Source organism: Thermococcus sp. MAR1 (assembly GCF_012027305.1).
Taxonomy (GTDB): domain Archaea; phylum Methanobacteriota_B; class Thermococci; order Thermococcales; family Thermococcaceae; genus Thermococcus.
In genome coordinates, this window is sequence record NZ_SNUF01000001.1 from 685,940 (window position 1) to 700,265 (window position 14,326).

Annotated in this window: 12 protein-coding genes and 1 CRISPR repeat array; of the genes, 3 read left to right on the top strand and 9 right to left on the bottom strand. The window is 49.0% G+C overall.

Features of this window, described 5'->3' with window-relative positions; translation table 11 throughout:
* Positions 1-27: 27 nt before the first annotated feature.
* Positions 28-975 carry a CRISPR-associated endonuclease Cas1 gene (gene cas1, locus E3E25_RS03910; protein WP_167891894.1) on the bottom strand — a complete coding sequence of 316 codons (948 nt, stop codon included), beginning with the start codon at positions 973-975 and terminating at the stop codon, positions 28-30.
* Between the two features lie 44 nt (positions 976-1,019).
* Positions 1,020-1,505: direct repeats of the CRISPR family, unit length 31 nt; unit sequence GTTCTTACACCTGCAAGGCATGTTTGCAAAC.
* 636 nt (positions 1,506-2,141) lie between these two features.
* Between cas1 and cas2 the strand changes: the two genes are divergently transcribed.
* Positions 2,142-2,411, top strand: a complete 270-nt coding sequence (cas2, locus tag E3E25_RS03915) for a CRISPR-associated endonuclease Cas2 (RefSeq protein WP_167891895.1) — start codon at positions 2,142-2,144, stop codon at positions 2,409-2,411.
* A 50-nt stretch (positions 2,412-2,461) separates the two neighbouring features.
* Here cas2 and cmr6 read toward each other — a convergent pair whose 3' ends face one another.
* From cmr6 to cmr1, 8 genes are read right to left on the bottom strand one after another with little or no spacing between them, the layout of a single operon-like run.
* Positions 2,462-3,553, bottom strand: coding sequence for a type III-B CRISPR module RAMP protein Cmr6 (gene cmr6, locus E3E25_RS03920; protein ID WP_167891896.1), 1,092 nt, complete (start codon positions 3,551-3,553; stop codon positions 2,462-2,464).
* Entirely contained in the window at positions 3,550-3,945 is a 396-nt protein-coding gene (gene cmr5, locus E3E25_RS03925) for a type III-B CRISPR module-associated protein Cmr5 (RefSeq protein WP_167891897.1), read from the bottom strand. Before cmr5 ends, cmr6 begins: the two co-directional genes overlap by 4 nt.
* A complete protein-coding gene (gene cmr4 / locus E3E25_RS03930) occupies positions 3,935-4,822 on the bottom strand; it encodes a type III-B CRISPR module RAMP protein Cmr4 (protein ID WP_167891898.1) in 888 nt (295 codons plus the stop codon). Before cmr4 ends, cmr5 begins: the two co-directional genes overlap by 11 nt.
* Positions 4,819-5,121 (bottom strand): CRISPR-associated ring nuclease Crn3/Csx3, encoded by a 303-nt coding sequence (gene crn3 / locus E3E25_RS03935; protein ID WP_167891899.1) that lies wholly within the window; start codon positions 5,119-5,121, stop codon positions 4,819-4,821. Before crn3 ends, cmr4 begins: the two co-directional genes overlap by 4 nt.
* Positions 5,115-6,146: a hypothetical protein gene (locus E3E25_RS03940; RefSeq protein WP_167891900.1), complete on the bottom strand. Its 1,032-nt coding sequence runs from the start codon at positions 6,144-6,146 to the stop codon at positions 5,115-5,117. Before E3E25_RS03940 ends, crn3 begins: the two co-directional genes overlap by 7 nt.
* Positions 6,103-7,170: a type III-B CRISPR module-associated protein Cmr3 gene (gene cmr3 / locus E3E25_RS03945; RefSeq protein ID WP_167891901.1), complete on the bottom strand. Its 1,068-nt coding sequence runs from the start codon at positions 7,168-7,170 to the stop codon at positions 6,103-6,105. The genes E3E25_RS03940 and cmr3 overlap by 44 nt, the downstream gene beginning before the upstream one ends.
* A complete protein-coding gene (cas10, locus tag E3E25_RS03950) occupies positions 7,171-9,783 on the bottom strand; it encodes a type III-B CRISPR-associated protein Cas10/Cmr2 (protein ID WP_167891902.1) in 2,613 nt (870 codons plus the stop codon).
* Positions 9,740-10,822 (bottom strand): type III-B CRISPR module RAMP protein Cmr1, encoded by a 1,083-nt coding sequence (cmr1, locus tag E3E25_RS03955; protein ID WP_167891903.1) that lies wholly within the window; start codon positions 10,820-10,822, stop codon positions 9,740-9,742. The genes cas10 and cmr1 overlap by 44 nt, the downstream gene beginning before the upstream one ends.
* Before the next feature lie 204 nt (positions 10,823-11,026).
* Between cmr1 and E3E25_RS03960 the strand changes: the two genes are divergently transcribed.
* Both E3E25_RS03960 and E3E25_RS03965 read left to right on the top strand, forming a co-directional pair.
* Entirely contained in the window at positions 11,027-12,286 is a 1,260-nt protein-coding gene (locus E3E25_RS03960; protein ID WP_167891904.1) for a hypothetical protein, read from the top strand.
* A gap of 9 nt (positions 12,287-12,295) precedes the next feature.
* Positions 12,296-13,768, top strand: a complete 1,473-nt coding sequence (locus E3E25_RS03965; RefSeq protein WP_167891905.1) for a hypothetical protein — start codon at positions 12,296-12,298, stop codon at positions 13,766-13,768.
* Positions 13,769-14,326: the final 558 nt, after the last annotated feature.

Genomic DNA, 14,326 nt, shown 5'->3' on the forward strand with positions numbered 1-14,326 from the left:
CTTTCAAAGGTTGGAGTGGCTATGGATTCAAGACCCCTTGAGTTTGAAGGGACTATAGTTCTTTCCTCCAAGGAGGTGGTTTCTAATCTTTCCCGCTTCCCGTTCCATTAGTCCCATGTACGAGTACCGCTTCCTGCTTATATAGACCGTCCTCCGGAGGGTGTTTGTTAGTGCCTGGAGGAGCTTCACCTTACCGCTTCTGGCTAGATAAACAGCGTTCCTTTTGCGCGAGAAATCGGACTTCAAAAAAAGCCCATCGTCAAGGGCGGATTTTATTGCCGTAAAGACGTAGAGGGGCTTGAAGATGTCAGCCAAGTCAAGGGATAGTGAATATCGGGAATCATTTACTGCGTGAAGATAGCCTATGGAGGGATCGAGGCCTGCCTTGATGAGTGAAGACAGGGAGAGGCCGTAAACTATGGCGTTGGCATAGCTTATAAGCGCGTTGATTTCGTCCTGAGGAGGTCGTCTCGTCCTTTTGAAGTCTTCAACTCCTATGGCCTCTCCAAAGTAGCGGTAAAAGTGGCTCCAGAGTTCAGCTTCCCGCCCCATTATCTCCTCAACGGTTTCTCCATCCACTTTAACAGAGTTGAGTTTAACGGGATTAACACCCATCCTCGCGAGAACGAGGGCCATGCTGTTTTGAATGCCCTCCACAATGGTTTTCGCGAGGTAGAGCCTCTTTTCAGACTCAAGGTAGTGCCTCGCCTGTTCCAGGTGAAGCTTTCCCCTCGGTGAAACATCGTTGATGAACGAACCTTTGTACTCTCCTCTAGTTGTGTAGAAGTGAACTGGGATTCTTCTTTCACTTAAAAGCTCTATGGCACCACTAGTCATGGAGACCCTTGCAAGGCAATGAATTTCGCTCACCTGCCCGAGAGGGATTCTCCTCTTGACTATGTCTCCAACAAAAACAAGAGAACCACCTTCCCGCTCAAGCTTCCCATGACGGGTTATAAAGAAGGGATACTTCATCCCATCACCGCCGCCTTTTCATTATCATCATATGGGGCTGTACTTCAGTTACACCTGCAAGGCATGTTTGCAAACCAAATACATCACCGAGGGAATTGACGGCGGAATGAAGGGCGTTAGTAGGTTCTTACACCTGCAAGGCATGTTTGCAAACACACGCAAACTATCTCAAGGATGTCCACATCTCTTGGACAGAGTTCTTACACCTGCAAGGCATGTTTGCAAACAAAATTTGAAACTTGAAACAAACGATTTCAAGCGCTTTGAGCCAATAGACATGTTCTTACACCTGCAAGGCATGTTTGCAAACTTGTTCACGTATATCACGTAGTAGTCGTTCGCGTGATAGCGGTTCTTACACCTGCAAGGCATGTTTGCAAACCCAAGAGCATCGACTATTTTATACAGAAGTGGATAGCAGTCGCTACGGTTCTTACACCTGCAAGGCATGTTTGCAAACGAAATTTTAGTTGGAAATGTTAACTCTTCAGCACCTGGAGTTCTTACACCTGCAAGGCATGTTTGCAAACTATTGGGGATTTGCCCCCTATTGCCCATTGAGGGTGGGATTTTTCTCTATAAAAACCTTTCGTTCTGTTCCGGGCTCTTTGAAAAACCCGCAGTAGCTCCCGGGCAGAACTCTGGTGAATGGTAATAAAACATCCGGGGGAACGTCATTACGGCAAGCGGAAAATGGGCTGAGGTTTTTCACCCTGTCGCCCGTTGGAAACTTTCACAATCCCTTTTTACAGGCATGAACCTGGAGGTTTGTTTTCTGGCTGGGGAAATCCCCTATCGGACGTTTGGGGTTCATTCGTGGACTGTAGAACCTTCGTTGGTCGGAGTTTATAAAAGCGTCTAATTTGTTTTCTTTTTAAAATTTAGGAGTTTAGCATTCCTAATTTTCGAATTTAAGTTCTCTTAACTCTCTTCCAGTTCCGAGTGATGGTTGATGACCAATGGCGTTGGATATCTTTTTCCGTATTTTTACAGGCTTTTTCACGGTTTAAATGGAGCACTGCATTTAAACTCCCAAACGGGACATGTTTGTCCGGGAAAATTTAATTAAACGTTTTTAAATTGCTTTTTTATGCCTGAGAATGAAACCGTCCGAAACGGCTTCTTTTTTGCGAAAGATTTAAATCAGTGGGATTCCAGCCGATTTCATGGCGCGCTACTACATTGTTGTTTATGACGTCAACGAGAAGCGTGTTGCAAAGGTTCACAGGGTTTTGAGGGCTTATCTTCACTGGCGTCAGAGGAGTGTTTTCGAAGGCTGGCTAACCGAAGGTGAGCTGAAGGAGCTTATGATGAGACTCTCTGAAGTGATTGATGAGGGGGAGGACTCAATACTATTCTATTCACTGGTGAGTGACAGGGCCTTTAGAACCTTCCATCTGGGAAAACCACCCGAGAGCATAGACAACATCATATGATTCGGCCGTCTATCAGTGAGAAAAGGTAAAAGGTCGGAGTTACTGGGAACCTAAAACCTGCCGTAACCGAGGCTCGTCTTCGCCCCGACGCCGTGGTGTTTGAGAGCTTCCCTCAGCAGGGGTTCCGCTTTTTTTACAAGGACTTTGCAACCGCCGTGACAGGTGGTTGATTTTCTGAGGCCAAAGAGGAACTTCGTTTTCTCCTTTACAGTCAGGAACTTTATGGGCTTCGGACTGTACCAATCCCCAGGAGGCTTTTCATCCTGATAGTACGGTCCGTAGTGGGGGTTCATTATGTCCCACTCAAAAATGTCCCAGTCCTCGAACCTCGGGGGCAGAGGAAGGGCGTCAAGGAAGACGACTTTGCCTTCTTTCCCAACGGTTCCGAATATTTTCCTCAATTCCTTCACTGTGATTTTTATCTCTCCCTTCTCTTTCTCTCCCTTCACCCTAATCTCCCAGCTCAGAAAGTCCCCCAGTTTCTCCTTGAGAATTTTCTTCAGATCCTCATCATTTATGCTGAGGGCCTCGCTTAGGACTTCCATTGCCCCGTAGAAATCTCTGTTGAACTCCGTTTTCTCTTTGGGATATTCTTTGAGGTATCTTTTTTCAATGTTCTCGGTTATTCTTCTTAGGGTCGAGAACACCTTCTGGGAACCAACTGCTTCTACCAGCTTTTCTATTGCATAGCTCCTCGCTATCCCCTTCAGGGCCGAGCCCGGAATGTATGGAACACCATAGTTCCTGAGGAGCCTTATGCTTGTTTCATAGACGCTCTCGTCCCCGAGACCCACCACCAGCCTTGTCTTCGTGTGCATCTTAAACGTTCTCTCTGGTAGTTTCCTGTATTCCGTGAGATAGCCCGCGTATTCCTGGACGACTTTTTTTCCAATCTTAATCCTGGGATTATCTTTTTCTTTTCTAAACTGAGATCCGTTTCTATCTTCCCTCAGCTTCAAAAGGGTTTCAAGGGCAAGGACCTTAGCACGGGTGGGGCTTTCAGTCTCGATTCTTCCATCTCTGCTTACCGGAACGTACTTGTCAAGGTAGAGGCTCAGGTTCAGACTTTTATCACTGATGCCATCTGCGATTCCATTCCTCAGAATTTCTTCGTTCCTCCTCTTGTGGAAAACAATCCTCACGATTTCTCCCCCTTCTTGCCTATCATTGCATCGGCGAAGCGCTTGAGCCAGTTGAGGAGTGAAAGCGTTTCAAGGGTCGCCATATAAATCTCTATATCATTGGCGCATTTAATGAGCCATTCAAGGACGTTGTTCACCCTGTTTTCGTTGCAATCTTCCTTAAAGTACCCCATACTCTTCAACCACTCGTTTATTTGGTTGAAGAGCTCCTCGTATGCATCTGCCCCCTTGGATTTAGATTTATAGTAAGCCAGCGTCTGTATCAGCCCGTTGGTTAGAATCATCGCTGGAGCACGCTTAACGTAGCTTTTGTAGTCATCCTCAAAGCCCTTCCCTTTTATTCCGCTTACTTTATCGTAGGCAAATTTTGCCCTTTCCTGCTCAGTGCTCATCCCCTGTCACCCACGAAATTTTTACGAAGCCCTTGCCAACGGTCTCGTCTCCGCCGAGCTGGATAAAACCACTGAGCTTACTCTTCAAATTCTCAGCAAGCTTGCTGGCGTTTAAGGCATTTTTCCCGTTATCGATTTTTTTCCTTGGGTCGTTTACCAGTATTATTGAGTAAAGGAGGGTATCCGCAGGCAGGAACTCCTCGTACCACAGAGCTCCCTCGTCCACCGTGCCCGTGTTGGGGTTTATTCTTATTCTTGTGACTATCTCAGTCCCGGTCTTGACGAACATTGTGAACAGGTCGTCTGAAACTATGACGAGCCTCTTCGTCAGGTCGCTCCGTGGTATAAGCTTCTTGATATTATCAAGAACTGCCTTGGGAATTTGCTTTTCCTCCACATTGAGTGAAACGTCTTCGAGAATGACTTTCTCACTCCCGTGGATTACGTTGAAGTGGTCTTTCTCTAGGACGATTGCCTTTCCATCTTCCACACGTAGGTCGATCTGGGACTTTTCTATTAACCCAGCTCGCTCTAGATCCTCGGCAAACCTCTTAAGAACAAAGGGGCTCGTGACGTAGGCGAAGAGCCCCTTGACGCTCCTGACCGGGAAGAGAAGAACTTTGGCGTCTCCAACGCTTATCGCTCCGCTGTGCTCGTGGGCTCTGTCCGTTGGCGGCCCGAATATCGAGATCTTAACCGGGTCATTGTCCTCCCCGGGGAAGGCACTCCTCAGAGCACCTTTAAGGCTCTGGCCCCACACAACAGGAAAGCCGGTGTGCCTCTCCCTCTGTATCGGCAGGTCTATAACGCTTATCTCGGAACCGCTTCCCGGATGGATGGGAGTTACGGAATAGAGGCCAAGAACCAGAAACTTCATACCAACACCTCCTCGAGGTTTATCTCAAAGACATCGCCGGGAGCCACTCCCGGCACATGGGATTGAACTACCACGGCGCCGAGCCTCGGGTCGTAGGTTGCCACCCAGGCCGTTGGGTGGTAATAATGGGCGAGAAAACCATACAGCCACACTGGCCCTCTGCCACTCAAAACGACACCCTTTTTGGGATTTACCTCCGGTGGTTTCAGGGACTTCAGGATTGAGGGCTCTATGGGGCTGGTTATCTCAAAATGGACCAAGACAAAGTCGTCCAGCTCTCTGGTCTTGAAACTTAGCATTCGAAGTTCCCCTCCTCAATGATGTCTCTGAATTCTTTCTTCCACTTGGAGATGGAATCTAGCTTCTCTCTGTAGTCCTCAAGCTTTCCAAAGAGCTCCATATATTTCTCAATGAACGGGCCTTTCTTGAAGCCCTCTTCCCCTTCGGGGATTATGTAACCTGCCTCTATGAGCTTGGGGAGAAACTTCTCGGTGTAACCCCTCTTCTCGAGAATGTCCTCGACTTCTTTCTTGTTTATGACGCTTTTCCCTTGGAACTCTATGGTGAGCTCCCTCAGGATTGTGCCGATTCCCAGGTTCAGGGGCGGAAACTGGTACCATTTCTCAAGAATAATATAGGAGTGGGCATTTATTTTGTTGGCATCTTTTGGGAGGGAGCTAAGCCACTCGGGTTCGAGGCGGTTGGAGTTCTGGAAAACGTAGTAGTACCTGCTCGGAACGGCGGTGTAGGCACCGGATATCATGAGGGCGAGGTTTATCTGATTACTGCCTCCTATGAGGTTTGTCCATACCTCCTTTCTCCTGATGGCATAGTACAGTGCCCCGGCCTTCACGAAGACGTCGTCAAAGTTCTGATAATCCACCTTAACAAGATAGAAGTATTTTGGTGGTTTTAACCCCTCAGCGTTATTTTTCTCAAGTGTATCGTTGAGCTTACCGATAAGCTTGCAGAGATAACTAACGATTGGTTCGTGAACGGGCTCGGAGTTTTTTGGTTTAAGATTAAACCACCCCGAAGAATAGTTTAGTCTTAACTTCCCTTCTATTGCCTCCTTGGAATCAAAGACTATCAGAGCCTCCGGTTGTCCTTTTGCCTTCTCATAGCTTCCCTTCTTCTCGGATTCACCTGAAAACTTGAAAAAGTCACTGGCTCCCCTATGTCCAAGCCTCGCCGCGGCTTGGAGTATGTATACGCACGTCAAGGGCATTGTAACAGCCCCCGGGCTTGTTCCAAGACCCGACACGTGATAGACTCCCACTTTAATCACCTTCAACTTTTCCTGTGAAGACCAGCCCAAAACCAAGCTTTTGAAGTTCTCCGAGTTTCATTACGGGGTTTAAGTTCTCAGTCCCCTCCCGGATTTTCAGGTAGTAAACGCTTCCGGGGGGAACCGCAAAGCGGGGTTTTTTCGGCCTCCTTCTCACAAAATCCCACCCCTCAACCCGGATAGGCTTCCCCAGAAAGGTCTTCACAATCTCGGCCTTTACGTCCAGCTCTTTCAGTGCAACACTCACGTCCCACGTGTAAACTGTCCCGGTTTCATTGTTTTCACTCAGTATGAGGGGGGTTGCCACGTAAAGCTTCACAATGCCGTTATCCTTATCCCCAAGTTCCTTTTTGAGCTCCTCGTTTAGTTTAGACCATGGCTTATGGTTCTCCACTTTTACGAATGAAAAGTGACCCTCACCTCCCAGGCGGGTTGCGACGGCCTTTGCAAGATCGTTCTCTATGTCCCTCAAACCGTTACTCTTGCCGTCATCAATCCAGACCGATATCTTCACATCTTTTACGGGCCGTAGGTTTCTTGTCCTGTACAGCAATCCCATCTTTGCCGTTCTTGAGGTGTCGAGACCCACTCCTATCCTGTCTTCCAGCAGGAACACATCTGGAGGGTTTACCACGTAGTCTTCATCAAACCTGCCACGGAGGTATTCTTTCATCCCCTCGAGTCCCAAGAATCCCGAGGCCCTTGAAAAGTGGAGGCTTTCTTCAAGGGTTACGGGCCGATAATTTTTTATTGTTGCTTCCAGTTTAAGAATTCCTAGGCCGTTTTCACCTCTCGCCACATCCAGGGGGAGGTGGAACAGCTCTTCTCCCCTATAGAAAAAGCTACCTTTAACGGTGAATCCCGGCTCCTCCTCCCCCACTTTTATCAGATTCCTGTACTTCAGGCTATCCAGGTTATATAGAAGAGACCGAATTGCCCCGGTTACTGTCGTTTGAGGGATATATGTTACACTTCTCCCGAGATGGCTGTCGCCAGCTTCAAAGGGTCTGCCGTCCCTGAAAAAGAGGACATCATAAGGGTCGAATAGAATCCTCATCATTCACACCCCCATCTTTCTCAGGATTCTCAGGAGCATTGCCGCGTTCTTGAGCTGTTCCCGCATAATCTTACCATTGAAATTTTGTTGCCAGAACGACACAGAACCTCTCAAACCGTAGTATACATCCCCATACATGGGGTCAATGGCGAGCTTTTCTAGGACCTTTTCATTATTGCCTACTCTGATGTGACTGGCTGTCCAGAGGAAAGCTCTAACCAGTTCCTCGACGTTGGTTTTTACATGCCTCTTGAACTCATAGGTTATGAGGCTTTCAATGGCATCAGGGTCGTCTGGCCAGTGCTCTATATCCTCGAATATTTCGTAGATAAGCCGGGTGCTCATCTCGTCCCCGAGTGTCCCGAGCAGTTTCCAGAGTTCGCTATCATCAGAAAAGATGTCCCAATTTACCACGACGCTGTAAAAGTTTCCACTGTGTGTTAGGTAGCCAATAGCAATTGCGTTTCTTCCCGATTCCTTGGCAAGGTGTTCGAGTTCGCCCACCAACTCGTAGGCATGGTAAAGGGGTTCCTTGTAGTGTACAACCAGTATGCCCGCACTCATGCTCCTCGTACTGCCCTGAAGGTGGTGAAAGCCGTCCCAGTTCGTCCTGAACTTTTCCTGAAGTTCATGAGCACATTTGATAACTGTGTTCGTCGGCAGGAACGCCAGAACGTCATCACCACCGGCTAGTATTGTTTCACCCTTGTGTCTTTCCACCCCATTTGGAACTGTCTCGACGGCGAACCTGGAGAGCGAACGCGTTATTGCCACATGAATAGCAGGGGTTACGGGCTTGGTTACGTCCGGAACATTGGGGATATCTTCTGTATTCGGGTATTCACTAAGTTTCTTCATGCCCTTTGTCCCGCTTATCAGCTTGCCCATGTTGTCTCCGTCCATCTTTAGTATCGCGTAGTACTTCGGGGGCTCCCCGTATTCCTTTTTTATAGCCTCGACCTCATTGCGAAGTTTATCAAGGGCGATACCTTTCGTCTGAAAGATATTTTCAAGTTCATCCACGCTGATCCCGTAAACCTTTGCCAGACTTTCAACGGAGGAAACGTTTTCAATGTAAAAGACCTCCGAGTTCCTGCCAAGCGCTTTAAAAAGTCTCTTAAGGTTCTCAAAGAGATTAGGATTTGACTCGTTGCTCGTCAAACGTTTCCATAGTTGCCATAGTCTCTCGTTCTTGCGTATGGCAACTTCGCTTACCGACTCAACACGCTTTCTTGTTGTGTTTCCCGCGTTGAGGTATTTTCTGGGATAAACTCTCTTGACGAGACACAGCGGGCAAAGCATCTCCCCGTCTTTTATATCATAAATTTTTCTGTTCCTGAGCTTTCTTGTGTGGTTGTTCCAGGCTTTTCTCAGCTCCCTGTAACCGGGATTTCTGGCGTACTGTCCAATGGCAGGAATCTCGCCACAGACGGTGCACTTGAATCCGTCCGGTACCTCTCTCCTCTCCCACTTGTTGGACTTAAACTCCGTCTTCTGGTCAAGGAGTGCGAAGAGATAGGGGTAGAGAACGTTCTCATCTTCCCTGCCAAGTTTGGAGAAGACTTCTCGAAGGTGCCTATCGACCACTTCAAGGTTTCCTTCGTAAGGCCAAAGGGAGACTGTTATGTAGAAGTAATCTTTCAAAATTTCCTTTGAAATTTCTTTTTCCTTTTTTACATCGCTATTGCTCAGCTGAAGGCCATTCTTTAGGAAATTATCGATATCATAGATTTGCCAGGCTTCTTCGAGGAGCCACTCCAAATAACCGGCGAGCTTCTCCTTTATCCTTTTCTCCAGTGTTTTCTCAAAGTCCTCGGAGGAAGAATTTGCATCAACTCCGATTACGGCCAAAACTTTGTTCGGCATGTTTGGGATGTCGTATTTTTTGGGGTCAATACTTTTGAGGTCATTTTCAAAGAAGGGTTGCCCGCGAAGATGGGGAAATATTATTCCTCCTGGCCACGTTTCTCTGAGTATAACCTCTATGGCAAAATACGTCAGCCTTGAAAGCAGATGACTGCCTGCCCAGAAGTCCAGCTCCTTTCTCGCGTTGCCTATGAAACCCTGGACAGGGGATATCTTGAAGCGGAGCAGGTAGGGCTTCTTTCCACTCCCTTTAATGGCCTTTACCGTGGCGTAGAACTCGGTCCTCGTCAGCCAGTCGTGGTCCGGAAATGAGGGATCCGCGGGGAAGTGAACGAGCTCCTCAGCAATCTTCTTGGCAATGTCGGGGTTAAGATTAAGTTCCTCAAGTGCCTTCTCGTATCCTTCTTTCAGCTTTTGGGGAAGCTCGTTCCAGAGCCTTGCAAACTCCCCGGGGCTTTCCGCCCCTTCAAGCTTGGAGAAGACCTCTTCCTCGGCCTTTCGTATGGCCTCGATGAACTCCTTCCTCTTCCCATCATCTGCCCCGCTCCAGAACTCGCTGAGCTTTTCGAGGGGTTTTTCCTCGGCGCTTATCGGGTGCTTGAGGACAGTCTGAGCGGGGATTCCATGCTTATTGTTTACCTTGTGAATCGAGAGCTCCCACCAGTCGTCGGGGACCTCATTGGAGAGTATCCTCGAAGGCGTGACCTCAGAAAGAACATTGGCGAGGGTTTTGAAAAACTCGTTGCTCATGGTCAGACCTCCTCAGGGGGTAGATTCTTTTGGCCCTTATCTTACGAAGGAACCCATCTATGTGATCCCAATTTACTCTAACCTTTGGGCTAAAGGGATCTGTTTTGAAAACAGAGAACCTGAGATGGTACTTGCCATCAAGTTTCACAACTCCAACTTTCATTGGAGACGCTCTCCTTGGTCTCGGAGTTCCAAAAACCCAATCCTTGTACCCCCTCTTTGAAGTATGGCATTCTTCATCCTTAAAGCAGGCCTCAAAGGCATCGAGGAGTCTTTTGGAATTAGATCCTTCTCCATTTCCATTGTTACATACAGGATTTGATGAATAGTAAACTCCTCCAAGTTCCGAGCATTCCCCCCATAGCCACACGCTGAAACATTCTTTTGACATCGTGGAATACTGAAGACACTTTCCAGATTTCTCAGGATATTCTATTTCCCGTTTCTTAGAATATCCCATTTCCCTCAAAATGGCATTAACTTTAGAAACAAGAATATCTGGAAATTCCCTGTATTCAGATTCTTTTGAGGGGAGGGATATATCCATGATTGAATGTTGTCTTATTTTCACATTTGTTATCCAGACAGACCCCGCACCCCTGTTGCTCCGGAACCCTAAACCCCCAAAATAGCTCATCGCTACAAGTGAATACGATGCAAGTTCCAATGCATTTTCGTCATGAGATTTTAGCTTTATTGTAAGCTTCGTTCCTTCGGGTATGGCTGGAGATGAAATTCTTTTCCGACTCCGTTTGTTCCATACCATTGGTAAGGGTCTGTTCTTGGATTCATAGTCACCAATATCCACCTCAACAACAACCCTGCTCCTCCTTGTTTCCTTCCCGGCGCAACCGAAGACCCTGCACTCGGCCCTTCTTAGCCCATCAATATCGCTCCCGAAGTAGCTTCCTGCTAAAGCCCTGAACCACCAGCGCATGACGCCTTTAACGCTCGCCGAGCGGAACTCGGCTTTCCTCTGATCGGCACTGCGCATGAAGAGAGGTGTTAAGGTTTCAAGCTCGAAGGTAGCCTCGTACATAACATCACCCCAGAAGACAGACAGGTGCACGAGCGTGACTTTGTGAACATGGTAGTCATGGCAACTCCGAAATATAAAAAACTTTTGGCGAATAGGAGAAGGGTTTATATAACTGCACGGAGGCCACAGAATATTGGTTCAGTTAAACGTCTTAATACCTAACAACCACTAAAGCTGTGTACTCGATGGTTGGGGGAGATTTTTATGACAAAGTGGGTTGGGAAAGCCCTTGGCTTCATCGTTTTGACTGTCACGAGTCTCACGTTCCTTGAGCTGTTTGACCTCGACAACGGTAACTTCGCCGTGTTCATAGCCTACGTTTTACTCATCTTCGCCTGGATGGACTACTTCAAACTCATTATATACGTCTTCCTTGCCTTTGGGGCCATAGCCGGCTTTTTCCTCGGGAATCTTGATGGTCTCATCTACGGCTTTCCAACCGGGCTGGCGTACCTGCTCTTCGCCTACCTCCTCTCGACCAACAGGGAGAGACTGGCAACCCTGGTCTTCGTCCTCTCAATCCCCCTGGCGATAATAACCGCCAAGTTCTTCCCGATTTCGAGCACCGTCATCTGGGGGCTCATCGGCCTGATGGCGGGAGCAATAGAGAACGCCGTCATCGAGGAGATGGCGGAGGGAGACGTCTTCATAATAGCCCTCTACTTCATGGCATTGGGGCCTTTTGCCTTCATACCCCTCGCCCTCCAGGCCGTGACGGGCATAACACTCTTCGAGAAGCAGTACTATGACGGGTCTGTTTATCCGGTCGGTCCGGCTATGTTCGTTGTTTCAGTGCCCCTCTTCGCCCTTCTGAACCACCTGGCCTCGACCAACTCCCTACCCGAGTGGCTCTTCTACGGCTACTACCACGGTGTAACGAACCCGAAGCTGGCCGTTATAGGGGCCTTCCTCGGGACGTTTGGTATTCCATTCCTGCTCTCCTTGGAGCAGGGCACTGGAACGACGATGGACTTTGAGGTAACTGTCGCAGGGGCAACGATAGGCGCAGTTGCGGGTCTTGTAGCCGGCCTCGCAACACTCGGTGCACTCGGAGTGCTCGGCTTTTACGTCGATAAGCTGGGCTACCACAATCTCGCCGGGGTTCTGGCTCTTGTGGCTCTCTTAGGTTCTTTCGTGGTGGGGGGAGTTGTGTGGGTGGGGTTCTCACAGCTCCACTACGAGGGGAGGAGCTCGATAAACCCATACCTGTGGCTGTGGGGAATAGAAATAGCATCGATTCTCCTGTCTCTCTACCTCCTCAGGTACGCCTGGGGACTCTTCGAGGAGGCAAGGGTCCTAGCATTAGTGACCGGCCTCATTTTTACCGTCCTGTTTTATCTCTCTATTGAAAAATCTGAAGGGGACCACACCCTCTTGGACAGGCTCTGGCAGGCCACCCTCTACTTTTCGGCCTTCCTCGCCGGTCTCTGGGCCGGCTTTGGAATGCTCTGGATACTCCAGTGAGGTGGTTATATGGGCCGGGAAAAGAAGGCGTACGTCACGACCGTGGGAACCTCCCCAGAGGCCGTCTTCAACCCCATCTGGTACCTGGCAGAGGCCTACTCATGGATTCCGGATGAGGTTTACCTCCTCTGGAACGAGGAGGTAATTGAAGAGCTCTCAAGGGTGGTGGAGCTCGTTGAAAGGCTTTCCAGGGCTTACGGGAAGGAGATAAGAGTTCACAGTGAAGTTTCCCTGAAGTTCGATGAATCGGATCCTGTATCCTTCAGGGAGCTGGCCTTGAAGCTCGTGAAGGGGTTAAAGGAAAAGGGCTACGAGGTGATAGTGGACATAACGCCCGGGAGGAAGTTCATGAGCGCACTCCTGCTCGGGGCCTCTCTCGCGGGAGGGGCTGACGAGGTAACTTACCTCCACCTTGAGGACTTCAGGAGGTACCTGGGGAAACTCCTCTTTGAGGTGCCCATGGTAAAGCAGAGGCTCTTCAGGAAGAAGGAACTGACCGGGAAGGAGGGAAAGCTTGAAGCGAGGAGGAGGGAGGGACAATCCCCCAGCAGGTTTCAGGTTACCAGGGAAGACCTCATGGCCCTCCTGGATTCCCTTTACCTTGATGATGTCCGGAGGTTTCAGCTCAAGGTTGGGAACCAGCCGATAGGGAGCGTCCACCTAGGGGGGCGTGCCAGGCTCAGGATAAACGACTACATCGAGCTTGACAAGGAGCTTCACGGCGGGCACACTATGATGAAGGAGGCGATAATAGCAGGAATGAACACCTTCCGAAACTGGGGGGAGCTGAAAAATACAATTGAAACGCTCCTCCGTTCAGGAAGGCCGTTGTACATCGGATTCGACACGAACGCGCTGATGTTCCGGGTTCCCTCCAAGATGCTCAACGAGGAAGCGTTCTACGAGAGGGGCAACCTGAGGTTCGACTTCGTTTACTCCGACGAGGTGGCCCTTGAGATAGGCAGGCAGGTGAACAGGAAACTGCCCTACTCACAAGGCCCCCGTGAGTACTCCAACCAGCCGACGCCGAAGGCGAGGCTCGCCAGCCTTGCCCTTGTGGAGCTTGAAAGGCTCCGCTCGCTCGGTGTCGAGAAGGCCAACAGCAAAAGAAACGCACAGGGAGACACGAAGATAGCCCTCGATTACAAATCCTTCGCAGAGGAGAAACACGCCAACGTCCTCGTTGTTACGTTCGATGAGAGGGCTTACGCGGAGATGGAGGCTGTAAGCCACTCCGGCCTCCTGCCCTTCAGGCTTGAATGGGACTTCTCCTTTGGAATGACCTTCGAGTGCACCTGGGAGGAGCTGAGGGATACAATCTACACCCTGGCGGTAACACTAGGCGAGCTGAACTTGCACTACCTGGAGTTGCACTACGAACTCCATGGAATATGGCGCGGGAAGAATATGGAAGACTGGAAAAACGAAAGGCTCAAGCTGAGCGGTTTCGAGTACGGTAGGGTTCTCGAAGTCCTGAGATGATTTCCCTAGCTTTTTCAATTGTTGTCTCACTCTTACTGTGACAATCCCGTTAACGGCACTCGTGCATTTTGATGCGCGTTGCGGCTGGTGAACATGATTCTTCCGGTGCTTCTCGTTGCCCCGACCTGCTTGCTTCGCATTGTTTTACGATGCGTACTATTCTCAGCCATTCCCTATGCAACAAGAAGAGTTAGCAACGCGAAATCAACCTTCGATGCAAGAAAACGCACTATTATGTTCAACTATACGCCATGAATGAACTGAAAAGAGCATCATCTGCCTGCACTTAAGGCCGGTCCTAGGCACTGATTACACCTGCAAGGCATGTTTGCAAACTGTCCAGATTTTTGCTTCTTTTGCCATTTAAGCGTTTGATAGTTGATGTTTATAAAATTTTCGTTCTTTTGCGTCCTTTCCCGTGGCTGGAGAAAGAGACAGGCAAAGGCCCAGTTCAAACTAACAATGGTGGTATTATTAATGATTCAATGCAAATCACCTTCCTTTTGGGATTTGGAGGATTTCTCCGTTAAGAGTCAGACGCTGGAGCATTCAGATGTG